The sequence below is a fragment of the Longimicrobium sp. genome (genome assembly GCA_036377595.1).
GTDB lineage: Bacteria > Gemmatimonadota > Gemmatimonadetes > Longimicrobiales > Longimicrobiaceae > Longimicrobium.
The window spans coordinates 58332-82729 of record DASUYB010000103.1; the positions used below are offsets into that span (position 1 = coordinate 58332).

Consider the following 24398-nt stretch of genomic DNA (forward strand, 5'->3'; position numbering starts at 1 on the left):
ACCTTAGGTGGCGGCGAGCTCCAACACTCCTGGCGCAGTGAGGACGGCAACGAACCGCCGGGCGAGTTCTGTTGCCGCACTCTCTTCCGCCGAACGGGAGATGCGCGTGGAAGAAGCCGTCTCCCGCTGTGCAGCCTCTAGAACCGCCTCCGCTTCGATCGACACGCGGCCTTCGCCTCGCCTGCGGGCAATCGACATCGCCTCGTCCGCATAGCCGGCCGCAGCCTGCGCGTCTCCAAGCGAGAGCGCGCCGTGCGCAAGGCCGAGAAGCGTTCTGGCCGCGGTCTCACCTGGAATAGCCGGGTCACTCAACAAATCGTCCACCAGTGCGGCGGCCGCGACGAACATCTCGCGGTCGCCAAGCGCTCCTGCCGCACGGCCGACGAGCCCCTGAACGATGGGTCGCACGGCCGGTTCGTCGATCACGTCGGCGAGCGCGAGCGCAACCTGGAGCGCAGCGGCAAACTCGCCGCGCAGCATCCAGTACATCGCCACGTCGTACGCCAGGCGAGGCACGTTCTCATTGCCGGGCTCGTAATTGTCCAGCGCGCGTGCCGCCAGCGTATCCGTGTGGGGCCCAGCCTCGGTCGCCACCTCGATGTCGAACAGGTTGTGATACGATGCAGCCACCAGCTCCCTGACCCCGTGGCGGGTCGCAGCGGCGAGGCAACGCTGGTGCATGCGTCGGGCGGCGGGGAAGTTCCCCCGCTGGAAATGCAGGTTGCCCATGCCGGCCAGCGCGGACGTGAACGCATTCCAGTCCTGCGCCTCCCGGGCCTGCACCGTCGCGCGCGTGTACCAGCTCTCGGCACGGTCGTACTCGGCGAGCTTTCGGGCGACGCGGCCGACGATGAATGCCAGCGACGCCGATTCGGGGGACACCAGGGCGGCGGCCTGCGAGAACTCCAGCACGGTGTGCATGGCGCCGCGCTGCTCGGCCCACGCGGCCACGCGGCGGCAGGCGTTCACCAGGCGCAGCACGTCGGCGCCGGCGGGGTCGCGGAGCAGGTCGGTGAAGACGGACAGGGGGGCGCGGAGCTCGGGATCGACGTCGGCGTGCGCCAGCTCGTCGCGGCGCGTACGGGCGGCGTCGCCGGCGAACAGGGCGGCGCGGCTGCCGGCCGGGGTCTCGGCCCAGAGAAGCACGTTGCGGGCCGAGCGCCAGAGCGTCAGCCCGAGATCGCCGGGGATTTCGTCCAGAATGGAAATGGCCTCCACCCGCTCGATGCCGCGTGTGAGGGCCGGAGGGACGCGCTGCCGCCGGTTCGGGCTGGGCTGGCGGGTGCGGCGGCTGGTGGCGAGGCGCATGTCGGGTTCGAGCGGAAACGGCGGGGCCGGTTGCACGTATCCCGGAAGCGTACGGCGCAAGATAACCGGGCGCAAGCGAAAAGTTCCTGGGCGCCGCGCGCGGGAGGGCGGCGCGCGGCCGTAGAGACAATCTTATACAAACCGTCGCGTTTCGGAACCTCCCCGGTACAATTTCTTTTCACCGTGAACGCATCTGCCGATTCTGCATCAGGTTCGCCCAACCTGACGCTCCGTGGTTTCCTCGTTTTTCCTCCTCGATCTCCGGCCCATCAGTCCGCCCCGGACGCCGTGACGCTGCCGGCGGGGCGCGGGCCGGCTTCGCGCGCGGGGCGGGAGCGCGGTAGATTGGCTGTCGGCTCGCGGGCCTCGGTGTCGCCCAGGACGATGCAGCGACGGCTCGCGGCCGAGATCATCATCCCACCAGTTTGAAACTTTCGGGGCCTGTCCGGCGTGGAGCATGCGTATCCCGCCGCGCGAGGACCGACCCGGAGGCCGCCAACCGTGACCGACACCCGCTTCCACCGACGCCAGGACGACCCGTCTCCGTTTCCGCCGGAGCCGGACTTCGATCCGCGCTGGGAGCACGAGGTGGCGGAGCTCGAGGAAGAGGCGAAGAAGGCCGGTCCCCTCCGCTGGGTGCGCTGGGTGGTGGTGCTGGCCCTCCTGGCGCTGGCGGTGCACCTGATCATGCCGCAGCTGGGCGACCTGCAGGACTCCGCCAGGGTGCTCCGCACCATGCGGCCGTGGGCGGTGGGGCTGGCGATCCTTTCCGAGCTGCTGAGCTACGTGGCGCTGGGCTACATGATGAGGCGCATCGTGGGGCTCACCGGGCAGGTGCTGACGCTGAACCGCGCGTTCGCGGTGACGCTGGCGTCGGGCGCCGTGGGGCTGGTGGCGGGCGGGCTGGTGGGGATCGGCGGGAGCAGCTTCCGCTGGCTGCGCGACGCGGGGATCCGCGCGGAGGGCGCGCTGCTGGCCGGGTGGCTGCCCACGCTGCTGAACGCCGCCACCATCGCCGCGTTCGCGCTGGTGGGGATGGTGGAGCTGGTCATCTTCCAGGATCTGTCCACCACGCTGTGGATCGCGTTCAGCCTGTCGCTGGCGCTGCTGGTGGCGGTGGCCGGGGCGCTGCTCTGGGGCTCCAGCCACCGCGACGCGGCCAAGCGCCGGCTCTGCATGCTGCAGGAGAAGTGGGCGCGGCTGCGGAAGAAGGAGCCGCAGCCGGAGCGACTGTTGGGCACGGTGGACCGCCTCTTCGACGCGTTCCACATCCTCAAGACGCGCGGCTGGAAGGCGCCGGTAGCCGCGGCGGCGATGGGCGTGGTGCTGGACATGGGCGCCATGTTCTGGCTCTTCGTCGCCGCCGGGCACCCGGTGACGCCCGGCAAGCTGCTGTCGGGGTACGCGCTGCCGCTGCTGCTGGGCAAGGTGGCCGTGATCCCCGGCGGCATCGGGCTGGTGGAGGGGACGATGATCGCGCTGTACCACGGCTTCGGCGTGCCGGCGGCCACGGCCACGGTGGTGGTGCTGGCCTATCGCGTGATCGCGTTCTGGATGCCGAACTTCATCGGCTTCGGGATGATCCCCCTGCTGCAGATCCCCACCAAGCGCACCGGCCGCGACATCCCCCCGCGGTGGGGGCGGCGCGAGACGGATCGCCAGCCCACGGAGACGTCGTCGGCCGGATAGATTTCGCCATCTCCCTCTCCATCCCATTCTCCCGCTCGAAGGACGGTCAGCGCGGCACCATGTCGCGCAGGCTGCACAGGCGCAGCTCGGGCACGTGCTCGCGGCCCGCGACGCCGCGGTTGTGGCGAAAGACGCGGCGCACGTCGGTGGGGAGGGTGCGGTCCTCCAGGTACGCGTCGTAGCGACGGATCACCTCGCTCTCGACGGCCAGCAGCGCGCCGCAGGCGGCGGAGAGCACGCGGTGCGAGGGCACCGCTCCGGCGCTCCACCGGCTCGGCGGGACGCCCAGGCCGCGGTCGGTGTAGAGCAGGCCGATCAGCTCGGCGTGGTTGCGCTCGACGGCCGCCCACCCGGCGAACGGCGGCACGGCGCCGAAGTCGCGCGCGAAGCGCTCGTACGCGGCGGACGAGCGGTACTCCTCCTGGATCATCGCATCCATCGCCGCCACGACGGGGTCGACGCGCGGCGCACCATCAGCGCACAGCGCCACGCCGGCCAGCAGCAGGAGCGGAATCGCCATCGTCTGTCTCATCATCCCCCTTCCCTATCGCCCTGATCGACAGATCCACCTGGCGCTGTGCACGCTAGGGCGAGCGGGAGATCGGAATGGACGGGAGATGGAGGGCACTCGCGGCGCGGAAAGCTCCGCGAATGCGTGTGGTGCGGCGCCGGACAGGACCAAGACGACGTTCCGCCGGGCGATCATCTGCCCGGCGATTTCCTCGATCAAAGCCGAAAACCCTCTCCAGCGCGCCGGAGAGGGTTTTCGCGTTTCGGATCGAGATCGATCAGACCGCGACCGGCACTTCGCGTTCGATGGGGCGGCCGGCACGGACCCACTCGGCGTAGTCGCCGGCGAGGTGGACGACGTCGGTGAAGCCGCGCGCCTTGAGCAGCGCGGCTGCGATCCCTGCCCGCGCGCCGGTCTGGCAGTGGACGACCAGCGTACGGTCGCGCGGGAGCTCCCCGAGGCGCTCGGGCAGGCGGCCCAGCGGCAGGTTCACCGCGCCGGGGAGGTGGCCGGGCTCGAACTCCGACGAGTTGCGCACGTCCACGATCTCCGCCGCGCCGGCGGGGCGCAGGGCCTCCAGCTCGTCCGCGGAGATGTAGGGCACCGAGCCCGCGCGGCCGCTCTCGCGCACCGCGGCATCCACCGCCTCGGGGGAGAAGAAGCCGGCGACGTCGTCGATGCCGATCATCGCCAGGTCGCGCACCGTCTCGGCCACGCTCTCGTCCTCGATCACCAGCCACACCGGGCGCCCGTACGGGACGATGGAGCCGGCCCAGGTGACGAACGACTTCCCCAGCGGCACGCTGAGCGTCCCCGGGACGTGGCGCGCGGCGAAGGCCTCGGCGCGGCGCGTGTCGAGCACCGTCTCGCCGGCGGCGGCGAGGGCGGCCAGCTGCGCGGCGGGAAGGCGGCGCGGCGCGCGGAAGCCGCCCAGCACGCGCGGCCCGTCGCGGTTCACCCGCTTCATCTCCGCGAAGTACATGGGCGGCTCGGGCTGCCCGGCCAGCACCTCGCGCACGAACGCGTCCTCGTCGTCGGCCGCCAATCCCCAGTTGAACAGCTTCTCGTAGCCCAGCGTGCTGGAGGGGACGGCGCCGAGCGCCTTGCCGCACGCCGAGCCGGCGCCGTGCGCGGGCCACAGCTGCACCCAGTCCGGAAGCGCGGCCTTGAAGCGCCGCAGCGAGGCGAACAGGGTGCGCGCGCCGGCCTCCATCGTTCCCGCGTAGTGGGCGGCGCGCTCCAGCAGGTCGGGGCGGCCGACGTCGCCGACGAACACGAAGTCGCCGGTGAACACGCCCATGGGCCGGTCGGCGCCGGCGGTGTCGGTGACGACGAGGCAGACGTGCTCGGGGGTGTGCCCCGGGGTGTGCATCACGTCGATGCGCACGTTGCCGACCATGAAGCGCGACCCGTCCTCCATCAGCACGGCGCCCGCATCCTTCGCCCAGCGATAGCGCCACTCCTCGCCGCCCTCGGCGGAGAGGTAGGGCGTGGCGCCGGTGCAGCGGGCCAGCTCGCGCGCGCCGGAGACGAAGTCGGCGTGGATGTGCGTCTCGGCGACGTGGGTGATGCGGAGCTTCTCGCGCGCGGCGGCGTCGAGGTACCGGCCGACGTCGCGGTTGGGATCGACGACCAGCGCCTCGCCGGTGGCGTCGCACCCCACCAGCCAACTCGCGTGCGCCAGCTTCTCGTCGTAGAAACGCTTGAGGATCATGGAGATGCAGGTCAATGGATCCCGTCGGCGCGCCATCGGCTCGCGGCGCGCGAAGAAGGTCTGCCCGCGCGCCGGTGCCGTCAAGTGCGCCGTGCGGACGGGAACGCCGCGGCGACCCGGCGTGCGCGATCCCGCCGCCTCACGTCCCGAAGCGGCGGGATCGCACGCGCTCAGACGGCGGCGAGCACCGGCGCCGGCTCGACCGCCAGCGCGTTGGCCACGCGCCGTACGCCCCACACGCGCCGCGCGGCCGTCTCCGCGGCATGCCGCCCCGCGACGGTGGGGACGGCGCCGGTGAGGGTGACGTCGCGGCCGCGCACCGTCACCGCGACCGTCGCGGGGTCGATCTCCGGCTCCCACGCCAGCTCGTCGAGCACGTCGCGCTGGAGCTCGGCGGGCGTCCTCATTCCCATCTCCCGCTCGTCCGCGCTCACAGCGCCAGCGCGGGCCGCGGCGCGATCTCCAACGCCGGCTCCGCCACGAGGCGCGGGGCGACGGCGACGGCCGCGCGCGGGACGACGAGGACGTTGCAGCAGGCGCCGCGCAGCGTGGCCGCCGCGGTGCTTCCCAGCGCCAGGCGCGAGAAGCCGGAGCGGCCGTGCGTCCCCAGCACGACCAGGTCGGCCTGCCACTCCTCGGCCTCGCGCACCACCTCGCGCGCCACCTCGCCGAAGCGCACGCGCGGCTCGATGCGGGCGCCGCGCGGGCGCTCGGCGACGAACGCGCGCAGCTCGGCCTGTGCCTCCTCGCGGAGCGCGTCTTCCTTGAGCGGCGGCGGGAGGAGGACGTCGAACCACACCACCATCAGCGTGCGCAGCGCCAGCCGGTCGCCGAACAGCGCGACGGCGGTGTCGGCGCCGCGGTCGTGCAGCCGCGCGCTCTCGTGCGACAGGTCGGTGGTCAGCAGCACGCGGCGCACGGGCGCGGCGAACGGCTGGTGCACCACCAGCACGGGCACCGGCGAGCCGCGGATCACCCGGTCGGCCGTGGTCCCCAGCAGGTTGCGCCAGAACCGTCCCCGCCGCGTGGCGCCGACGACGATCAGCCCGGCGTGCTCACGCGAGGCGAGCTCCACCAGCGTGCGCCCGGGCGAGCCCTCGACGGAGTGGCAGCGGATGCGGTCGTAGCCGAATCGCGCGACCTGCGCCTCGAGCCGGGCCAGCACGTCGCGCCCGTAGCGGCCGCGCAGCTCCTCGTCCACGTACGGTACGTACTGGGCGTAGGCGGCCAGCACGGGCGTGGGGATCTCGTACACGTGCACCACGTGCAGCAGCGCGCCGAGCCCGCGCGCCAGCTCCACCGCGGGGGCCAGCACCGGGTCCTCGCCCGCGTGCGGATGCGCGGGGTCGTCGTGCGCCAGCGTGGCCACGCCGACCACGATGGTCCGGATGGATTCGGGCATGGGGTCCTCCCGCGTGCGTCGGTTGGGCGGGTGCGCTCGATCAGGGGCGCACGTCCGCATGCATCCCAAGGTTGCGGGCGGCGGGGAACGGCGGGTGTCGGGGGATGGCGGGCGGCGTGTCGGGGAGCGTCCGCATCGTCTCCCAATGCGGCGGCCGGAAAACAGAAAGTCTCACACGGAGGGAACAGAGGAAACGGAGGACTGAACGATCAGTTTCTCCGTTTCCTCCGTTCCCTCCGTGTGAGATTTCTTTTGGATCGGCTTGCTGACGGGGAAGTCAGTCCGTCGCGCGGGGGAGGGTGACGGTGAAGACGGAGCCCGTGCCCTCCTCGCTCCGGACCGTCAGGTCGCCGCCCATGGCGCGGGCCAGCTCGCGCGAGATGGCGAGCCCCAGCCCCGTCCCCTCGGCCGGGTGCGTCAGGCTGCGGCCCACCTGCACGAACGGCTCGAACACCTGGTCGATCTGGTCGGCGGGGATGCCGATCCCCGTGTCGCGGACGAGGATGCGCACGCGGTCGCCCTCGGCCTGGTGCTCCAGGGTGATACGCCCGCCGGACTCGGTGAACTTGATGGCGTTGGAAAGGAGGTTGAGGAGGATCTGCTCCACCTTGGGCCCGTCGGCCAGCGCGGCGACGCCGGGTCCCTCGCGCACCTCCATCTCCACCCCCTTCCGCTCGGCCGAGACGGCCACCATCTGCGCCGCGGCGGCAATGGACTCGCGCAGGGGCACGGGATCGCGCGCGTAGGTGACCTCGCCCGCCTCGAGCCGGCTGAAGTTGAGGATGTCGTTGATCAGCCCCAGCAGGTGCTGCTGGTTGCGCTGCACCCGCTCCAGCGCGCTCTTCTGTCCGGGGGTGATGGGGCCGTGCACGCCCATCGCCAGCAGCTCGGCGTAGCCGCCGATGGCGTTCAGCGGCGTGCGCAGCTCGTGCGACATGGCGGCCAGGAACTCGCTCTTCATCCGGTTGGCCTCTTCGGCCTCGCGCTTCCGCTGGTCGAGCTCCTCGGCCTGCACCCGCAGCCGCTCGTTGAGCTCGGCCAGTTCGGTGGCGCGCTCCTCGGCCATCACCCGGCCCGTCTCCTCGGCGGCAAGGCGGCGGGCATCCTCCACCGCGCGCAGCTCGCCGGCGCGGCGCTCGGTCAGGTCGCGCGTGACCTTGGCGAAGCCCACCAGCTCGCCGCCCTCGCCGCGCAGCGCGGTGATCACCACGTTGGCCCAGAAGCGCGTGCCGTCCTTGCGCAGCCGCCACCCCTCGTCCTCGAAGCGGCCCTCCTCCTCGGCCACCTCCAGCTCCCACCACGGCTTGCGTGTGGCGATGTCCTCGGGGGGATAGAAGACGGAGAAGTGCTGCCCGATGATCTCGTCGGCCGTGTAGCCCTTGAAGCGCTGGGCGCCGGGGTTCCAGGTGAGGATGTGGCCGGTCTTGTCGAGCGCGAAGATGGCGTAGTCGCGGACGCTCTCGATCAGCAGGCGGTGCAGGTCCGCCAGCATGGTCGAGCCGTCGGACCCCTGCCGGTCGAGGGAGTCGGGGTCGAATCCCTCGTCGCCGGGAGTCCAGCCGGGAAGGTCCGATGGGGTGTTTTCCGACATGGGCAAGTCGTGTCCGCCGTCCGCGACTCCGGGATCCCCGCGCAAACAGGAGCATGGCACGCGACTCACGTGCCAGAAGATACGCGGTGTATCCCGTTCCAAACATTGTACATGTGCCGGAGCGGCGAGATCCTCCGGCCCCGGGCGCGCTGCCGTCGCTCCTCAGGCGCCGTACTTCTTCAGCCGGTGGGCGTGCGCCAGGAGCACCGGCATCAGGTCCTCCGCCAGGAGATGGCCCAGCCCGCCGCGCATGCACGGCCGCTCGCCGAAGCTCGCCACCTCGTCGGGGCGCGCGGCGGCGGGCGCCCACACGAGGAGGGGGACGGGATGGAAGGAGTGCGCCCGCATCCGCGCCGGCGTGGAGTGGTCGCCGGTGACGCAGACCACGTCCGGGCGCAGCGCCAGGATCTCCGGGAGCGCCGCGTCCAGCGCCTCGATCGCCCCGCACTTGCGCGCGAAGTCGCCGTCCTCGCCGCTGCTGTCGGTGGGCTTGTGGTGCACGAAGAAGAAGTCGTGCTCGCCCCAGTGCCGCGCCAGCGCCGCCATCTGCTCGTCGATGGTGCTCCCCGCGTCCAGCACCGTCATCCCCACCAGCCGCGCGAGCCCGCGGTAGGTGGGATAGAGCGCCAGCGCCGCCGCGCTCACCCCGTACGCGTCCGCGAAGGACGGGAAGTGCGGGAGGGCGGAGAAGCCGCGCAGGAGCAGGTAGTTGGCCGGATGCTCGTCGCGCAGGACGTCGCGCGCCTGGCGCAGGAGGTCGGCGGCGGCGCGGGCGGTCCGCTGGCTCGGCGGGTCGTCGCCCTGCGGGTCGACGGGGCGGAGGCCGGTCTCCAGCGGATCGGTGTCGTTCACCCGGTCGCCCAGGCCGGGGGCGCGGAAGCGGACGGCCATGCGGTAGTCGCGCACCGGCTCCAGCGTCAGCTCCACGCCGGGGACGGAGACGGCGCCGCGCAGCTTCTCCACCAGCCGCGCGCATTCCTCGGTGGAAATGCGGCCGGCGCGGCGGTCGGCCACGGTGCCGTCGTCCGCCAGCGTGCAGAAGTTGCCGCGCACCGCCACGTCGCCGGGCCCCACCTCCATTCCGATCCCCAGCGCCTCGAGGATGCCGCGGCCGACGGGGTGGGCCACCGGATCGTAGCCGAAGAGCGCCAGGTGTCCCACGCCCGACCCCGGCGTGATCCCCGGCGCCACGGGCACGGAGAGGCCGACGGTCCCCTCCGCCGCCAGCCGGTCGAGGTTGGGCGTGGCGGCCGCCTCCAGCTCCGTCGGACCGCCGGGCTCCATCGGCAGTCCGCCCAGGCCGTCCATCACCACCAGCACGATCTTCGTCGGCGCGGGCTCCAGCAGCCCGTGCAGCAGCGCCTGCCCCGGCGTAAGAGGCACCCGTTCGTCGCTCACGCACCCGTCTCCGTCCGCGGTCCGGCCCCCCGATTTGCGAGAAGCGCGCCCGAAGGCGGCCGCATCGTGACGAACCGCCACGATCCGTCGAGTCGGACGCGAATCCATGTGCTCCCTTGCGATTCGGGTACGATCTCGATCGCGCGGACCCCGGGAGATTTCCCGCGGGTACACACGACCGTGGGCGCGACGCACCCGTTCCTCGTTGCGGTGCAAGGGGTTATCTTTCCGCCACGCCGGCCCTCCCTTCCGCCGGCCGTCAACTCCACCGGAATCAGAGACCACGAATGGCGAAGAAGAGAAGCGCGTTTTCGTCCCTGCTCATCCTGGCGGTGCTGTTCGGGGCGTTGTGGATGTACTTCACCCCGTACCTGGCGATGAGCCGCCTGCAGAAGGCCGCGAAGGAAGGCGACACCGAGACGCTGAACGAGCTCGTCGACTTCCCCGCGCTGCGCGAGAGCGTGAAGACCAACGTGCGCTCGGCCGTGGAGCACTCGGTGGGCCGCCGTGGCAACCCGCTGGGCGTGCTGGGCGGCCTGCTCGCCGGCGCGGTCGCCAGCCCGCTCGTGGACGCGTTCGTGACGCCCAGCGGCATCGCCGCGCTGACGCAGGGCGAACGCCCCGGCAGCCACCGCGACGGCCACTCGGACGCGCGCGTGCGGGTGAAGGACGTGAAGGTGAAGCGCGGCTACGAGGGCGTGGACCTGTTCGTGGTGCACTTCGTGGGCAAGAACGACGGCGCCGAGCGGATGGCGCTGCTGCTGCGCCGCGACGGCCTGATCCACTGGCGCCTGAGCGGCATCCGCCTCCCCGCCGCGCGGGACGCGAACTGATCCGCGGATCGGCGGAAGATCACGAAATGCGCCCCGGCTCGACATGAGCCGGGGCGTTGTTGTCTGCTCCTCATCTCGATTCTCCCAGACTGCGGGAGACAGGGGAGAACTCAGCGCGGCGACGGGACTTGCGTGAGGGATGCGCGCCCGAAGGGCCGGGACGCCGCCGCGCGTGCACCATCGCCGGCAACCCGCGGAGATTCCGGGCGCGGCGGTGGCCCGGCGCGGTTGGGCACAGCGGTATCGTGCCCTACCGCGCGCGCAGCCCGGTTCCGCGTCTCGGCGCGGAACACGCCCGAATCCGCAGTTCATCACGCTCCGCGGTACAGCGCGCACCCTGTACGAACGGCCGGTGGCGAAAAATTCGCGATCGCCTACATTCACCGCGCAGAGCCTCTCGCACCGTTCGGAAAGACCGGTCCGTGTGGAGGTGCGGGGAGGGGAGTTGGACCTGAAACCCGATGGGAGGTGCATGATGCCGTTCACCCTGCCGGATCTGCCGTACGCGTTCGACGCGCTGGAGCCGCACATCGACGCGAAGACGATGGAGATCCACCACGACAAGCACCACAAGACCTACGTAGACAACCTCAACGCCGCGCTCGAGAAGCACCCCGAGTTCGACGCCGGGAACGACGTCGACGACCTGCTGCGGCGCATCGGCGAGGTGCCCGAGGACATCCGCACGGCCGTGCGCAACAACGGCGGCGGGCACAGCAACCACAGCATGTTCTGGCAGATCATGGGGCCGGGCGGCGGCGGCGAGCCCACGGGCCCCATCGCCGAGGCCATCAACGCCACCTTCGGCGGCTTCGCGGGGCTGAAGGAGAAGCTGGTGAACGCCGGGAAGGGGCGCTTCGGCAGCGGGTGGGCGTGGCTGGTGGTGAATGGCGGGCGCCTGGAGGTGACCGACACCGCCAACCAGGACAGCCCGCTGATGGACGGCAAGTTCCCGGTCCTGGGGATCGACGTGTGGGAGCACGCCTACTACCTGAAGTACCAGAACCGCCGCCCCGACTACCTGGACGCCTGGTTCAACACCGTCAACTGGGACGAGGTGAACGCCCGCTACAAGCGCGGCGCCGGCGCGAGCTGAACGCTCTCCGCCCCGTTTTACATACAACGCGCCCCCGCCGGCTACCGGAGGGGGCGCGTCGTTCATTATGGGGGCATGCGCAACCCGCCCGACACCCTGAGCCCCGTCGCCGCAATCCCGGCGGCGGGGCGCTCTGCTACCCGGCTCCGCAGCACGTCCGCGAATCCGTGGCGAGCGCTTGCGCGTGCGAGGGCGCCGGGACGATGTTGGCAGGCCGCCGCACGATTGGGGACCCGACGAGCGCCCACCCGTTCCGGAGAAACGCAAACGGCGCGCGGCGTGCCCAGCGGCATCGTCGCCGCACCATCGTCACCCGCAGACCACGGGAGAAGATCATGCGCAAGCTCACGCTCCATCTCGAAGCGTTGAACGTCGACTCGTTCGACACCGGCTCGGCCGAGGACCGGCGCGGCACCGTGCGCGGTCACGACACGCGCGTCACCGAGTTCTGCGCCACGCCGTACTCGCCGTGCAAGCCGACGCAGGCCGCGGGGTGCCACACGTACACCTGCGCGCGCCACGACGACGAGATTCCCGCCGCCATGGGCGAGCCGCAGCTGCCGCCGCAGTGACCGGCATCGCTTGATCTCACGCGGAGACGCGGAGACGCGGAGGAGCTTCCCAGCCACCTCCGCGCCTCCGCGTCTCCGCGTGAGACTTCTTTCCTTCACCCCCACTTCTCCAGGAACCGCATCAGCGCGGCCTCCTCGGGATAGTAGCGGCCGGGGTTCGCGTCGTCGGGGCGCGGCGCCTCGCGCATCAGCGGCGCGATCGTCTTTCCCTGCAGGTAGCGGTCGAACACGGCGGGATGGATGTACGCGCTGCGGCAGACCGCGGGCGTGTTCCCCAGCTCCGTGGAGACCAGCTTGCACGCCAGCACCACGTTCTTCTTCGCCTCGCGCTCGTTCTTTGCCGGGCCCAGGTCCGCCAGGATGGTGGCCGCGCGCACGGTCCCGCCCCAGGTGCGGATGTCCTTGGAGGTGTAGCGCTCGCCCAGCAGCTCCTTGAGGTAGCGGTTCACGTCGGTCGCGGTGACGTTCCGCACCCTGCCGTCCTCGTCCACGTACTTGAACAGCCGCGGGCCGGGAAGCTTCATCACCTCGCGGATCACCTCCACCAGCGGCGTGCCGGCCACCACCTTGCGCGTGTCGATGGACTTCTTCCCGACGTAGCGGAAGAGCAGGTCGTCGCCTTGGATGGTGAGGTTCTTCCGGCGCAGCGTGGCGATGCCGAAGGTCTTGTTCTTCACCGCGTACTTCTCGCTCCCCACGCGGAAGAAGCCGCGCTGCATCAGCCGGACGATCAGCGCCAGCACCTTGTCACGTCCCACGCCGGGCTGGCGGAGATGCGCCTCCGTGGCTTCGCGCAGGCGCGGGAGGTCGCGCGCGTAGTGGAGGAGGCGGCGGTACTTGCGGCGCGCACCCCTGGCCACGGCGTCGGGGTGATAGCGGTACTGCTTGCGCCCCGCCGCGTCGATCCCCCACGCCTGCACCTTGGCGCTGGCGTCGGCGGCCACGTGCACGTCGGTCCACGCGGGGGGGATGGCCAGCGCGCGGATGCGGGCCAGCGCGGCCTCGCTGCGCAACGGCTTCCCGTCCGCGCGCAGGTAGGTGAAGCCCTCCTCGGGCGTTCCCCTCCGCCTCCACCATCGCTCCGCCGCCGGCTTCCTGGTCGCCATGCGGCGCCAGCAGATACAAGGAATGTTCCGGGTTCTGCCCTTTGAGGAGCGCGAACTCGGGCTCTCCCGGCGGCTGAACCCGCAGCAACAACGACGAAAAGCCTCGCAAACCGCGCGAGGCTTTCTGCATCGACCGCGATACTGGCGCGGGGAGCGACCGGATCGCCGGGATATGGTAAAAGCGGAGGACGCGGAGAATGATCTTCTCCGCGTCCTCCTCGTCTCTGCCTGAGCCGTCGATCGATGCCGCGCGCTTCAGTCGTCCGGGCGGCGCGGCGCCAGCGTGTTGCGGATGCGCTCGAGCTCGGTGCGCAGGTCGCGGATGGTGTCGCCGCGCTCGGCCCAGGCGCGGCGCAGGCGGGCGATCTCGGCGGCCGTGGCGGCGTTCGGCGCGTTCTCGCCGGGTCCCTGCGGCGTCGGCCGCGTGGCGACCACGGCGGTGTCGCATGCCAGCGCCCCGCCGGCGCGCTCGGCGCAGGGCGCGCGCAGCGTGCGCACCAGGCGCAGCAGCGACGAGGCCTCGCGCCGGTAGCCGCCGCGCAGCGACTGGATCGAGTCGTCCGCCAGGTACATGGCCAGGTGCTGCTCGGCCAGCTGCGTGTTGGGCCCGGTGCGCGGGTCCAGGTTCAGCAGCCCCAGGAAGTAGCGCGCCTCATGCCCCTCGTGCGTCCGCGGATACTCGGTCGTGAGCCGCTGGTAGAGCGCCTGCGCCACCCGCACCGAGTCGCGCGAGTAGGCGTCGAACGCCTGCACCCACAGCCGCTGGCGCTCGGCGTCGCCGGGGCCGGACGAGCGCCGCCCGATACCCAGGGTGGCACAGGCGGCCAGCAGCGGCAGCGCGAGCAGAAGGCGCAGCGTCTTCATCGGCGTACGGCCACGGGATGGGGCTCGGCGGCGCGCGGGGCGGGCGGCCGCTCGGGAAGTGTCACCCGGAACATCGTCCCTTTTCCGACCTCGCTCTCTGCAGTGATCGTGCCCCCGTGGGCCTCCACGATCTCGCGCGCGATGGCCAGGCCGAGCCCCGATCCCACCGAGCGCGCCGCCGACCCGTCGACCTGGTAGAACTTCTCGAAGATTCGCGGCAGCTTGTCCGCCGGGATCCCCACGCCGGTGTCGCGCACCTCCACCCGGAAGCCGGCGCCGTCGCGCTCCGCCACGAGTGAGATGCGGCCGCCGTGCTCGGTGAACTTGAAGGCGTTGGAGAGAATGTTCCCCAGCACCTCGTTCAGCCGGTCGGCGTCGCCCTCGATGTTGACCGGGACGTCGTCGGCCACGTGCACGGTGAAGTCGATCCCGTTCTGGAAGGCCAGCACGCGGAAGCCGCTGGTCAGCTCGTCCAGGAAGTCGCGCACGTTGATGCGGCGCAGCTCCAGCCGCCCGCCCCCCGCCTCGAAACGGGAGATGTCGAGCAGGCGGTGGACGAGACGGGTGAGGCGGTCCACCTGGTCGGAGACGGCCTCCAGCGTCTTCTTCTGCTGGTCGTTCACCTCGCCGTAGATGCCGTCGGCCAGCAGCGAGACGTAGCCGCGGATCACGCTCAGCGGCGTCTTGATCTCGTGGCTGGCCACCGACACGAACTCGGCCTTCAGCCGGTCGAGCTCGGTCAGCTGCTCCGTCATGGTCGAGAACGAGCGCGCCAGCTCGCCGATCTCGTCCGAGCGCTCGGTGGGGATGTGCACGTCGGGCTCGAAGTCGCCCCCGGCCACGATCTTCATCCCCCGCCCCAGCTCGTCGATCGGCCGCAGCATCGCCCGCGTCATCAGGATCCCGATGACGATGGTCCACCCGAGGGCCAGCGCAAGGGCGATGAGTGTGGTGTTCCGCGACGTGTTGGCCAGCTCGGTCGCGCGCTGGAGACGCTGCTGGGCCTCCGCGTCGACCGCGTCCTCGATGGGCTTCAGCCGCTCGCCCATCCGGCTGTATGCGGGCGACACGATGCGGTTGCGGAACTCGTTCTGCGCTTCGAGCGAGGGAAACGGCAGGTTCGAGAACTCCTGCCGGATGATCCGCTTCAGCATCGACCACTGCGCCTCGGCGTCGGCCACGGCCTGACGATACTCGGCGCCGTGGCTGCGAGCCTGGTCGCGGAGGATCCTGATGTCGCCGTCACCCCGCATCATGGCCGTATCGGCGGTCTGGCGCCACAACTCCGCCGTGTCGCGCGAGATGTTGATCAGCACCACCACGTTGTCGTCGGCCGACTGGAGCGCCTCGAGGTTCTTGCGCAGGCTGCCCACGGCCGACGTGGCCACGTTGTCGCGCAGCTGCAGGTCGCGGGCGATGCGGTGGACCGTGTTCAGCGAGAAGTACGCGTAGGCCGCGGGGATCGCGAGGATCACCGTGATCGCGACCAGCGTCAGCACGATGCGCTGCCGGAGCCTCATCGCCCCATCTCCGGCGTAGGCGCGCGCGGAGACGGCGCGGCGGGGTGTGCCCGGCGCGCAAACATCTGTTGTGTGGTCTCCTCGAACCCCGAAAGGGTCATCCGTCCGCCGAATCCGTCTGTGCGGGAGTCGCGCGTGCACCCGTGGGCGCGGGGGAGATTGACGGCACACGGGCGTCCGCCGTCACGCCCCGGGGGTGACGCAAGAGGCGTGTCACCCGTCCCCCCGCGCCGCGGTTCCGCCGCCCGCCCGCTCGCGCCGCTTGACCTCGTCCCAGAGCCGGTCCAGCTCCTCCAGCGTGGCCTCGCCGAACACCACCCCGCGCTCCGCCGCCAGCGCCTCCACCGCGCCGAAGCGGCGCGCGAACTTCTCGTTGGCGCGGGAAAGCGCGGAGGTGGGATGCGCGTCCGCCAGCCGCACCAGGTTCACCACCGCGAAGAGGAGGTCGCCCAGCTCCTCCTCCAGCCTGGCGAAGTCGCCCGCCTCCAACTCGTGGCCGACCTCGTCCACCTCCTCGCGCACCTTGTCCCAGGCGCCGCGCCAGTCGCTCCAGTCGAAGCCGAACTCGGCCACGCGCGCCTGCACGCGGTAGGCGCGGGTCAGCGGGTCCAGCCCGCCGGGGACGGCGTCCAGGATGGCGTCGGCCGCGCCGCGCTCCGAGCGCTCGCGCGCCTTGATGGCGTCCCACGGCTCGTGAGGGCCGCCGTACAGGTGCGGGTGGCGTCGGCGCATCTTTTGCTCGACGCCGCGCACCACGTCTTCGCGGCCGAAGAGCCCCGCCTCCTCGGCCATCACGACCTGGAAGGCCACGTTCAGCAGCAGGTCGCCCAGCTCGTCGCGCAGCGCCGCGTGGTCGCCGGCGGCGATGGCGCGGGCCGCCTCGTGCGCCTCCTCGAGCAGGTAGGGCTGCAGCGAGAGCGGGGTCTGCGCCGCGTCCCACGGGCAGCGCGCGCGGAGGAAGGCGGCCAGCGCCAGCGCGCGGTCCAGGACGCCGCCCGCGGGCGCGTCGGGGTGCGGGTTTTCGGCTTGCGACGGGCTCACAGGCGGCCTAGAATACCGGTTTCGTGTCTGATCCGTCAACCGCGGTTTCGAGGGCCTGGGTCGAGGTGGACCTGGGCGCGCTGAAGGCCAACCTGCGCCGGGTGCGCGATGCCGCGCCCGGCGCGGGCATCGTTCCCATGCTGAAGGCCGACGCCTACGGGCTGGGGATGGCGCAGGTGCTCCGCGCGGTGCTGGCCGAGCTGGCGCCCGGCGGCGGCCCCTGGGCGCTCGGCACCGCCTCGGTGGCCGAGGGCGAGGCGCTCCGCGCGCTGGGGTGGGCAGGGCGCATCGTCGTCGTCACCCCCACGCCGCCGGGCGAGGAGCGCCGCGCCGCCGAGGCCGGGCTCACCCTCGCCGTCTCCGACCTCGACGCGCTGGACCGGTGGGCCGCGGCCGCCCGAGCGGCGTCGCGGCCCCTGTCGTTCCACGTGGAGATCGACACCGGGATGGGGCGCGCCGGCTTCCCCGTCGCCGGCGTCCGCGAGTGGGGTCCCGCCGTCGCGGAGCGGTCGGGGGATCTTATTGCGTGGGAAGGGTGTTTTACGCACTTCCATTCCGCGGACGAGCCGGACCTGGGCCCCACCGAGACCCAGGTTCGCCTGTTCCGGGAGGCGCTGGCGGCGCTTCCGCCGGTGCCGGAGGGCGCGCCGGAACGGGTGGTCCACTGCGCCAACAGCGCGGCGGCGCTCCGCCGCGGCGGCTACGGGATGGACCTGGTGCGCCCGGGGATCTTCCTCTATGGCGGCCGCGCCGGCCCGGGAACGGAGCCGGAGCCCGTGGCCGCCGTCCGCGCCCGGGTGGCGCGCGTGGCCGACGAGCCGCCCGGCGCCACCGTCGGCTACGGCGCGACGTACCGCGCCAGACGGGCCGAGCGCTGGGCCACGCTGTCGATCGGCTACGGCGACGGGCTCCGGCGCGCGCTGGCCACCGCCGGCGGCCAGGCGCTGCTGCACGGGCGCCGCGTGCCGATCGTGGGCCGCGTCTCGATGGACGTCACCGTGGTCGACGTGACGGACGTTCCCGAGGCGAGGGTGGGCGACGCGGCCACGCTGGTGGGGCGCGACGGCCCCGAGGAGATCCGGGTGGACGAGGTGGCCGCCCGGCTGGACACCATCAGCTACGAAATACTGACCGGGCTGAGTCCGCGCCTGCCGCGCGTGTACCGCGACGGGCCCGGGCCGAACCCCTGAACGCTGCACCGAATGCCGTTTCCCAGACTTCCCGCGCGGGCCGCGCTCGCGCTCCTTCCCCTGCTGGCGGCCGCCGCCTGCAAGGACCAGACGCCCACCCTGACGGGCGACGAGTTCTTTCCCGGCGGCAGCCGCCCGGTGACGCTCGAGGCCATCATCCCCGCCGCGCAGTACCTGCAGACCATCGGCGCGTTCAGCGGCTACGAGAACGCGCGCACGCTGTCGGAGCAGGTGGTGGCCAACCAGTACCAGGGGGTGCTGAGCGCGCACGCGCTGCAGCGCTTCGACTTCCCCGACACGCTCACCTACTCGCAGAACGGCAACAGCCTGACCGACACGCTGTACGGCGTGCGCAGCGCCAGGCTGGTGGTGTTCGTGGACTCGCTGGGAAGCCAGACCACCGGCACCACCACGCTGCAGGCGTTCGACCTGGCGCAGCGCTACGACGCGCTGACGGTGACCTGGGACTCGGCGTTCAACACCGACAGCGTGCACACGCTGTGGACCACGCCGGGCGGGACCACGGGGCCGCTGCTGGGGCAGGGCACGTACAACGCCGCCGCCAGCGACTCGGTGGTGATCAACATCGACTCGGTGTCGGCGGCGCGGATCCGCCCGGACTCGTTCCCCGGGATCCTGCTGGCGGTGAACCCGGGGCGGCGGCTGCAGGTGGTGAGCTCGGTGCTGCGCCTGGCCGCGCGCCCCAGCAACGCCCCGCGCGACACCACCATCACCGTGGAGATCGCCGCGGCCGAGCCGGCCTTCGTCTTCACCCCGCAGCCGCCGGTGCCGGCGGGAAGCTGGCTGGCGGGCGGGGTGGCGGCGGCGCGCACGCTCTTCACCGTGGACCTGGACCAGCCGCTCCCCGGCTGTCCGCCCACGCAGACCTGCGCCACGGTGAGCCTGAAGGACGTGGAGCTGAACCGCGTGTCGATCCTGCTGAAGCCGCTGCCGCCGCCGGCCGGGTTCGACCCGCTGTCGCCGGTCACGCTCACGCTGTGGACGGTGGACGAGCCGGCGCTGGGGCGGCGCGCGCCGCTGCTGCAGCTGGCGCTGGACGCCGACCGGCCGGAAAACTCGTTCGTGAACCACGCGCCGGCCGACACCGTGGTGGAGCTGCCGATCACGCTGCTGGCGCGGCAGGCGGCGGCCGACGACAGCCTGCAGCGCTCGTTCGCGCTGCTGGGGCAGACGCCGCCGGTGCAGGGCCTGTCGTTCCGCACCTTCGGGATGGTGCGCTACGACCCGCTGCCGCGGCTCCGCATCGTGTACACGCTTCCCACCCGTCCGCAGCTTCCATGATCCGTCTCGTGTCGCGAGGGGCTGCCGCGGCGGCCCTCCTCTTTGCCCTGCCGGCGGCCGGGCAGAGCCTGCTGGCCAGCCGCGGGCTGGGCTATCCGCTGGAGCCCATCGACGCGCGGTCGCGCGCGCTGGGCGGCATCACCACGGGGCTGTCGGACCCGCTGCCGTCGCTGGTGAACCCGGCCACCGCGGCGGGGATTCCCGTCCCCGCGTTCCTGGTCACCTTCCAGCCCGACCACTACGACGCCACGGCGGGCGCGGTGCAGACCTCGGGGAGCACCGCGCGCTTCCCGCAGCTGCTGGGCGTGTTCCCCGTCTCCGGCCGCCTGGCGGTGCAGCTGGGCTATGGCTCGTACCTCGACCAGCACTGGCAGGTGGAGCAGAACGACTCCATCGACCTGAGCACCGGGCGCACGGCGGTGAACGACCGCTTCGTCTCGTCGGGCGGGGTGGCGCGCTTCCAGGGCGGGATCGGGTACCGGGTGACGGAGCGGCTGTCGGTGGGCGGGGCGCTCGACGTGTTCACCGGCGCGGCGCACGACAGCGTGGTGCGCACCATCACCGGGCTGCAGCCCGCCACCAGCGTGGTCACCTACACCTACTCGGGGATCGGCGCGGGCGCCGGCGCGCGCTTCCAGCCGCTGACCAACCTCAGCCTGTCCGCTGCGGTGCACGGCGGCGGGCACATCCGCGCCACCTCCGACTCCACCGGCACGGAGACGAAGGACTACACCAACCCGCTGAGCGTGGACGCCGGCGCCAGCGCGCTGCTGCTGGGGAACACGATGCTCGTGGCGTCGGGCCACTGGGCGGGGTGGGGGAAGCTGAACGACGAGCTGGCCTCCACCGGCGGCGCGCGCGACGCCGCCAGCGTGAGCGCGGGGGTGGAGTACCAGGGGTTCCAGCTCTTCCGCAAGGTGATGCCGCTGCGCGTGGGCGGGCGCTACGGCCAGCTCCCCTTCCGCTGGGCGGGGACGGGCTCGGAGTTCCCCACCGAGCGCGCGGTGACGGCGGGGCTGGGGTGGCGCTTCGGCGGCCGCGCGGCGCAGATCGACGCGGCGGCCGAGCGCGGCTGGCGCGGCGGCAGCGCCGCGGGGATCGACGAGCCGTACTGGCGCTTCGCCTTCTCGCTGCAGATCCTCGGGCGGTAGACCTCCGGGCGGCGGATCGGTCTTCCGTCGCGGGATGAGAATCGACGCAGGGGATGAAGCTACCGGCGCGCCGCGAGATTCCGAGGACGTGACAAATCCCCCTTCCCAGGGCAGTTGGGAAGGGGGATTGTCGTGGGGGTTATTGTTGTGGTGCTCCCACGACGGCATGTTGATGGGACGGCGTTGTCCGTGCCGGGCGATCCTCGCGCTCTCCGGCCCGTTCCTTGCCGCTCGGCCAAAGTGGCGAAACCTTTTGCGCCACGCGGGTTTATCAAGCACCAGCCGCGCCGCCGGGACCCCTCGGACCGGCGCCCGAAGCGATCCATTCCGGAGGCCTGATGAAGCTCAAGCGGACCGTCGTTGCGCCCGCGCTCGTGGCCGGCGTCGCCCTGGTGTCGGGCGGCTGGCTGCTGCAGCAGGGGACGTCCGGCCAGGAAAGCGTGTTCCAGCGCGCGCGCCTCTTCGACGAGGTGCTGCACTACGTGGAGACGCGCTACGTCGACGAGCACTCCGAGAGCGACCTCTACCAGAAGGCGATCGAGGGGATGCTGCAGGAGCTGGGCGACCCGCACACCGTGTTCATGACGGCCGACGAGTACGCGCAGCTGCACCTGCAGACCAGCGGCGAGTACGGCGGGCTGGGGATCCAGATCGCCCCGCGCGAGGGGTACATCACCGCCGTGGGCGTCCTCCCCGGCACCCCCGCCGAGCGCGAGGGGATCCGCGTGGGCGACCAGTTGATCGAGATCGACGGCCGCGACGCCAAGGGGTGGACCGACGACTACGCGGTGAAGGTGCTGCGCGGCGCCGTGGGCACGCCGGTGAAGCTCACCGTCCGCCGCGTGGGCGTGGACCAGCCGCTGCGCTTCACCATCACCCGCGAGGAGATCCACGTGCGCTCGGTGCCGTACGCCTACATGGCGGCGCCGGGGATCGGCTACGTGGACCTGCTGGTGTTCAGCCAGACGTCGACCGAGGAGCTGCGCGCCGCCATCGAGCGGCTGCGGAGCCAGGGCGCGCGCAAGCTGGTCTTCGACCTGCGCGGCAATCCCGGCGGGCTGCTGGACCAGGGCGTGGCGGTGTCGGACCTGTTCCTGCGCCGCGGCCAGGCCATCGTGGAGACGCGCGCGCGCAACCCGATGGAGAGCGAGACCTACCGCGCCAGCACCGACGAGGCGTACGACATGCCGATGGTCGTCCTGGTCGACGGCTACAGCGCCAGCGCCGCGGAGATCGTGGCCGGCGCGCTGCAGGACCACGACCGCGCGCTGGTGCTGGGGTCGACGAGCTACGGCAAGGGCTCGGTGCAGTCGCTCTTCCGGCTCTCGGGCGGCAACTTCCTGAAGATGACCACGGGGAAGTGGTACACGCCCGTGGGCCGCTCCATCCAGAAGCCCTTCCGCCCCGGCGACGCTGGCGCGGACGCGGACGAGGACAGCACCGGCGCGGCGCCGGACACGACGTCGTCCGACACCACCAAGCGGCGGCCGTACCGCACCGACAGCGGCCGCACCGTGTTCGGCGGCGGCGGCATCGTCCCCGACCTGACGGTGCGCGACACCACCACGCTCGCGGAGCGGACCTTCATCACCACCGTCTCCAAGAAGGCCAGCACCTTCAACGACGTGGTGATGCGCTACGCGCTGGAGTACAACCGCCGCACGCCCAACCTGACGCCGACCTTCCAGGTGACGCCGGCGATGCGCCAGGAGCTGTACCAGCGGCTGCGCGCGGCCGGGGTGGAGGTCACGCCCGAGCAGTACGCGGGGGCGCAGCGCTGGCTCGACCGGCAGCTGGCCAACCAGATCGTGATCGCGCGCTTCGGGCAGCAGGCGGCCGCCCAGCGCAACGACGTGGACGACAAGGTGCTGCAGGAGGCCGTCCGCCTGCTGCAGGCCTCGCCCAACCAGGCGGCGCTCTTCCGCGCCGCCGAGCAGGCGCAGCGGGTCGCGCAGACGCAGGGCCGCTGATCCACGCGACAGGGGTGATGTGACGAGCGGGGGAGGAGGCCGGAGCCGGCTTTCTCCCCCGCTCGATTTCAGTGGACGATCGGCTGTGGGCGCTCCCGGCGGAGTGCCCTTTTTTGTTGCGCCGGGAAGCCGCTGTCCGCAACCGCTGGTGCGGCGGTGGCGGAATGCTGGCGATGCGTTGCCGTGCCGGGGGTGGGGATTATCTTCACGCGTCCGCCGACCACGGGAGCCGCATGGGCGAAGCGATGGATTGCACGGTCGAGGTCACGCGCGGGGCCGTCGTCGAGAGCCGCCACCGCATCCACGCCGCCGTGGTGGACGCGGACGGGCGGCTGCGCGCGTTCGCGGGCGACCCCGACCTCGTCACCTTCTTCCGCTCGGCCGCCAAGCCGCTGCAGGCGCTGCCTCTGGTCGAGGACGGCGCGTTCGACCGCTTCGGGCTGACGCTGGAGGAGCTGGCGCTCTGCTGCGGCTCGCACTCGGGAAGCGCGGAGCACACGCGCGTGGTGGCGGGGATCCTGGAGAAGGCGGCGGTCACGAGTGACGCGCTGGCGTGCGGGCCGCATCCGCCGTTCGACGACGAGGCGCGGCGCGCGCTCGCCGAGGCGCACCTGGAGCCCGGGCGCGTGCACAACAACTGCTCGGGAAAGCACGCGGGGATGATGATGCTGGCCCGCGCGCGCGGCTGGGACCCGGCCGACTACCATCGCCCCGAGCACCCGGTGCAGCAGCGGATGCTGACCGAGATCTCGCGCTGGACGCGGATGCCGGTGGAGGCCGTGGCGCTGGCGACGGACGGGTGCGGCGTGGTCTGCTTCGCCCTTCCTTTGCGGCAGATGGCGCTCTCGTTCGCGGGGTTCGCGGCCGCCGTGCGCGCGGGCGAGCGCTCGCCCGCGCTGGTGTTCGAGGCGATGACGGCGCACCCGGTGATGGTGGCGGGCGAGGGGCGCATCTGCACGGAGCTGATGCGGCAGGCGGCGGGGCGGCTCTTCGCCAAGGTGGGTGCGGAGGGCGTGTACTGCGTGGGCGTCCCCGGCGCGGAGCTGGGGATCGCGCTGAAGGTGGAGGACGGCGCGGCGCGCGCGGTCGCCCCCGCGATCCTCGGCATCCTGCGCGAGCTGGACCTGATCAGCGAGGACGACTTCGGCGCGCTGCACCACCACGCCTATCCCGAGCTGCTGAACACGCGCGGCGAGCCGGTGGGGCAGATCCGCCCGTCCATCTCCCTGCAGGTCCCGGATGCCTGAGGCGGGGGACGACGCCCGCCGCGCGCTCCTCCGCGTAGCCGCGGCGCTGGGGACGCGCGACGCGGGCGTGGTGCGCCGGGCGCTGGAGAATGCGGTCGACGTCGCGGACGCGGCCGCCGTCGAGGAGGTGATCCTCCAGTCGCACCTGTTCGTCGGCTTCCCCGACGCGCTGAACGCGCTGGCCGTCTGGCGCGAGGTCGGCGGCCGCCCCGCGCCGCCCGCGTCGGGCGAGGACGCGGCGCTGTGGGAACGGCGCGGCGAGGCGGTGTGCGAGGCCGTCTACGGCGCCAACTACCTCAAGCTGCGCGAGAACGTCCGCGCGCTGCACCCCGACTTCGAGGGGTGGATGGTCACCGGCGGCTACGGGCGCGTGATCGGCCGCCCCGGGCTGGAGCTGCGGACGCGCGAGCTGTGCATCGCCGCGCTGCTGGCGGTCTGGAACGTGCCACGCCAGCTGCACTCGCATCTCCGCGGCGCGCTGAACGCCGGCGCGGCCTTCGCCGAGGTCGACGAGGCGGTGGAGATCGCGTGCGCCTTCATCGCGTCTCCCGAAGCAGCCGCCCGGGTGCGGGCGCTGTGGGCGGAGATCCGCGCGAAGGCGGGCGCGGGCCAAGGTTCTCCCGCAATGCGGGCCGAGGCGCCGATCCGGGATCTGCCGGGCGAATGAATTCGCGGCAACAACGACACGAAGTCCCCCGTCGGGGACTACCGGCTTCGGCTCGGACGATGGTTTGGTGCGCGTGGCAGGCCCCGGCTCGCGCGCAGAACTGCGGGGCGGGTCGCGTGCACGGCGGGCGCGGCCGCGCCGTCGGTCGTAGTCCGCGAAGGCGGACTTCGTGTGGTGGTTGCAGCGAATTCGTTCGCCCACCCGCCGAATGGGCGTGAGGGCTGGC

At 72.2% G+C, this 24398-nt stretch carries 21 protein-coding genes; 10 read left to right on the forward strand and 11 right to left on the reverse strand.

The features are described from left to right. Positions 1-3: 3 nt before the first annotated feature. Positions 4-1308 carry a hypothetical protein gene (locus tag VF092_16470; GenBank protein ID HEX6748895.1) on the reverse strand — a complete coding sequence of 435 codons (1305 nt, stop codon included), beginning with the start codon at positions 1306-1308 and terminating at the stop codon, positions 4-6. A gap of 501 nt (positions 1309-1809) precedes the next feature. On the opposite strand from VF092_16470, the gene VF092_16475 reads away from it, so the two are divergent. Continuing rightward, complete coding sequence (locus VF092_16475) at positions 1810-2997, forward strand: YbhN family protein (GenBank protein ID HEX6748896.1); 1188 nt, start codon at positions 1810-1812, stop codon at positions 2995-2997. 46 nt (positions 2998-3043) lie between these two features. On the opposite strand, the gene VF092_16480 is transcribed toward VF092_16475, so the two are convergent. The 6 genes from VF092_16480 to VF092_16505 form a co-directional block, all read right to left on the reverse strand. Continuing rightward, positions 3044-3517, reverse strand: a complete 474-nt coding sequence (locus tag VF092_16480; protein ID HEX6748897.1) for a hypothetical protein — start codon at positions 3515-3517, stop codon at positions 3044-3046. A 268-nt stretch (positions 3518-3785) separates the two neighbouring features. After that, positions 3786-5222 (reverse strand): MBL fold metallo-hydrolase, encoded by a 1437-nt coding sequence (locus VF092_16485; GenBank protein ID HEX6748898.1) that lies wholly within the window; start codon positions 5220-5222, stop codon positions 3786-3788. Between the two features lie 170 nt (positions 5223-5392). Beyond that, positions 5393-5629 (reverse strand): BON domain-containing protein, encoded by a 237-nt coding sequence (locus VF092_16490; protein HEX6748899.1) that lies wholly within the window; start codon positions 5627-5629, stop codon positions 5393-5395. Between the two features lie 23 nt (positions 5630-5652). Then, entirely contained in the window at positions 5653-6624 is a 972-nt protein-coding gene (locus tag VF092_16495; GenBank protein HEX6748900.1) for a universal stress protein, read from the reverse strand. A 277-nt stretch (positions 6625-6901) separates the two neighbouring features. Beyond that, complete coding sequence (locus VF092_16500; protein HEX6748901.1) at positions 6902-8215, reverse strand: PAS domain-containing sensor histidine kinase; 1314 nt, start codon at positions 8213-8215, stop codon at positions 6902-6904. Positions 8216-8377: 162 nt separating this feature from the next. Then, the gene (locus tag VF092_16505; protein ID HEX6748902.1) at positions 8378-9613 is read right to left on the reverse strand and encodes a 2,3-bisphosphoglycerate-independent phosphoglycerate mutase; all 1236 of its coding nucleotides are present in this window, start codon (positions 9611-9613) and stop codon (positions 8378-8380) included. Positions 9614-9900: 287 nt separating this feature from the next. Between VF092_16505 and VF092_16510 the strand changes: the two genes are divergently transcribed. The 3 genes from VF092_16510 (at position 9901) to VF092_16520 (ending at position 12114) form a co-directional block, all read left to right on the forward strand. After that, positions 9901-10446, forward strand: a complete 546-nt coding sequence (locus VF092_16510; GenBank protein HEX6748903.1) for a DUF2939 domain-containing protein — start codon at positions 9901-9903, stop codon at positions 10444-10446. A 475-nt stretch (positions 10447-10921) separates the two neighbouring features. Then, positions 10922-11542 (forward strand): superoxide dismutase, encoded by a 621-nt coding sequence (locus tag VF092_16515; GenBank protein HEX6748904.1) that lies wholly within the window; start codon positions 10922-10924, stop codon positions 11540-11542. A 335-nt stretch (positions 11543-11877) separates the two neighbouring features. Beyond that, a complete protein-coding gene (locus VF092_16520) occupies positions 11878-12114 on the forward strand; it encodes a hypothetical protein (GenBank protein HEX6748905.1) in 237 nt (78 codons plus the stop codon). A 95-nt stretch (positions 12115-12209) separates the two neighbouring features. Here VF092_16520 and VF092_16525 read toward each other — a convergent pair whose 3' ends face one another. The 4 genes from VF092_16525 to mazG form a co-directional block, all read right to left on the reverse strand. Beyond that, on the reverse strand, positions 12210-13220 hold the full coding sequence (locus VF092_16525) for a hypothetical protein (protein HEX6748906.1): 1011 nt from the start codon (positions 13218-13220) through the stop codon (positions 12210-12212). 255 nt (positions 13221-13475) lie between these two features. Then, positions 13476-14084 carry a hypothetical protein gene (locus VF092_16530; protein HEX6748907.1) on the reverse strand — a complete coding sequence of 203 codons (609 nt, stop codon included), beginning with the start codon at positions 14082-14084 and terminating at the stop codon, positions 13476-13478. After that, positions 14081-15604, reverse strand: coding sequence for a HAMP domain-containing sensor histidine kinase (locus VF092_16535; GenBank protein HEX6748908.1), 1524 nt, complete (start codon positions 15602-15604; stop codon positions 14081-14083). The genes VF092_16530 and VF092_16535 overlap by 4 nt, the downstream gene beginning before the upstream one ends. A gap of 213 nt (positions 15605-15817) precedes the next feature. After that, positions 15818-16645 (reverse strand): nucleoside triphosphate pyrophosphohydrolase, encoded by an 828-nt coding sequence (gene mazG / locus VF092_16540; protein HEX6748909.1) that lies wholly within the window; start codon positions 16643-16645, stop codon positions 15818-15820. Positions 16646-16668: 23 nt separating this feature from the next. Here mazG and alr point away from each other — a divergent pair, with 23 nt between their 5' ends. The 6 genes from alr to VF092_16570 all read left to right on the forward strand — a co-directional run bounded on the left by alr (position 16669) and on the right by VF092_16570 (position 24172). Further along, complete coding sequence (alr, locus tag VF092_16545) at positions 16669-17835, forward strand: alanine racemase (protein ID HEX6748910.1); 1167 nt, start codon at positions 16669-16671, stop codon at positions 17833-17835. 12 nt (positions 17836-17847) lie between these two features. Continuing rightward, positions 17848-19137: a hypothetical protein gene (locus VF092_16550; GenBank protein HEX6748911.1), complete on the forward strand. Its 1290-nt coding sequence runs from the start codon at positions 17848-17850 to the stop codon at positions 19135-19137. Then, complete coding sequence (locus VF092_16555; GenBank protein ID HEX6748912.1) at positions 19134-20288, forward strand: hypothetical protein; 1155 nt, start codon at positions 19134-19136, stop codon at positions 20286-20288. Before VF092_16550 ends, VF092_16555 begins: the two co-directional genes overlap by 4 nt. A gap of 338 nt (positions 20289-20626) precedes the next feature. Further along, complete coding sequence (locus VF092_16560; GenBank protein HEX6748913.1) at positions 20627-22258, forward strand: S41 family peptidase; 1632 nt, start codon at positions 20627-20629, stop codon at positions 22256-22258. A gap of 233 nt (positions 22259-22491) precedes the next feature. Next, positions 22492-23505 carry an asparaginase gene (locus tag VF092_16565; protein HEX6748914.1) on the forward strand — a complete coding sequence of 338 codons (1014 nt, stop codon included), beginning with the start codon at positions 22492-22494 and terminating at the stop codon, positions 23503-23505. Next, the gene (locus VF092_16570) at positions 23498-24172 is read left to right on the forward strand and encodes a carboxymuconolactone decarboxylase family protein (GenBank protein HEX6748915.1); all 675 of its coding nucleotides are present in this window, start codon (positions 23498-23500) and stop codon (positions 24170-24172) included. The genes VF092_16565 and VF092_16570 overlap by 8 nt, the downstream gene beginning before the upstream one ends. The last annotated feature ends 226 nt before the right edge of the window (positions 24173-24398 follow it).

Excerpts from the sequence above, each read along its gene's own strand:
- VF092_16470 (HEX6748895.1), bottom strand. The coding sequence starts at position 1,308 with ATGCGCCTCGCCACCAGCCGCCGCACCCGCCAGCCCAGCCCGAACCGG.
- VF092_16480 (HEX6748897.1), bottom strand. The coding sequence starts at position 3,517 with ATGGCGATTCCGCTCCTGCTGCTGGCCGGCGTGGCGCTGTGCGCTGAT.
- VF092_16485 (HEX6748898.1), bottom strand. The coding sequence starts at position 5,222 with ATGATCCTCAAGCGTTTCTACGACGAGAAGCTGGCGCACGCGAGTTGG.
- VF092_16490 (HEX6748899.1), bottom strand. The coding sequence starts at position 5,629 with ATGAGGACGCCCGCCGAGCTCCAGCGCGACGTGCTCGACGAGCTGGCG.
- VF092_16495 (HEX6748900.1), bottom strand. The coding sequence starts at position 6,624 with ATGCCCGAATCCATCCGGACCATCGTGGTCGGCGTGGCCACGCTGGCG.
- VF092_16500 (HEX6748901.1), bottom strand. The coding sequence starts at position 8,215 with ATGTCGGAAAACACCCCATCGGACCTTCCCGGCTGGACTCCCGGCGAC.
- VF092_16510 (HEX6748903.1), top strand. The coding sequence starts at position 9,901 with ATGGCGAAGAAGAGAAGCGCGTTTTCGTCCCTGCTCATCCTGGCGGTG.
- VF092_16515 (HEX6748904.1), top strand. The coding sequence starts at position 10,922 with ATGCCGTTCACCCTGCCGGATCTGCCGTACGCGTTCGACGCGCTGGAG.
- VF092_16520 (HEX6748905.1), top strand. The coding sequence starts at position 11,878 with ATGCGCAAGCTCACGCTCCATCTCGAAGCGTTGAACGTCGACTCGTTC.
- VF092_16525 (HEX6748906.1), bottom strand. The coding sequence starts at position 13,220 with ATGGCGACCAGGAAGCCGGCGGCGGAGCGATGGTGGAGGCGGAGGGGA.
- VF092_16530 (HEX6748907.1), bottom strand. The coding sequence starts at position 14,084 with ATGAAGACGCTGCGCCTTCTGCTCGCGCTGCCGCTGCTGGCCGCCTGT.
- VF092_16535 (HEX6748908.1), bottom strand. The coding sequence starts at position 15,604 with ATGAGGCTCCGGCAGCGCATCGTGCTGACGCTGGTCGCGATCACGGTG.
- VF092_16550 (HEX6748911.1), top strand. The coding sequence starts at position 17,848 with ATGCCGTTTCCCAGACTTCCCGCGCGGGCCGCGCTCGCGCTCCTTCCC.
- VF092_16555 (HEX6748912.1), top strand. The coding sequence starts at position 19,134 with ATGATCCGTCTCGTGTCGCGAGGGGCTGCCGCGGCGGCCCTCCTCTTT.
- VF092_16560 (HEX6748913.1), top strand. The coding sequence starts at position 20,627 with ATGAAGCTCAAGCGGACCGTCGTTGCGCCCGCGCTCGTGGCCGGCGTC.
- VF092_16565 (HEX6748914.1), top strand. The coding sequence starts at position 22,492 with ATGGGCGAAGCGATGGATTGCACGGTCGAGGTCACGCGCGGGGCCGTC.
- VF092_16570 (HEX6748915.1), top strand. The coding sequence starts at position 23,498 with ATGCCTGAGGCGGGGGACGACGCCCGCCGCGCGCTCCTCCGCGTAGCC.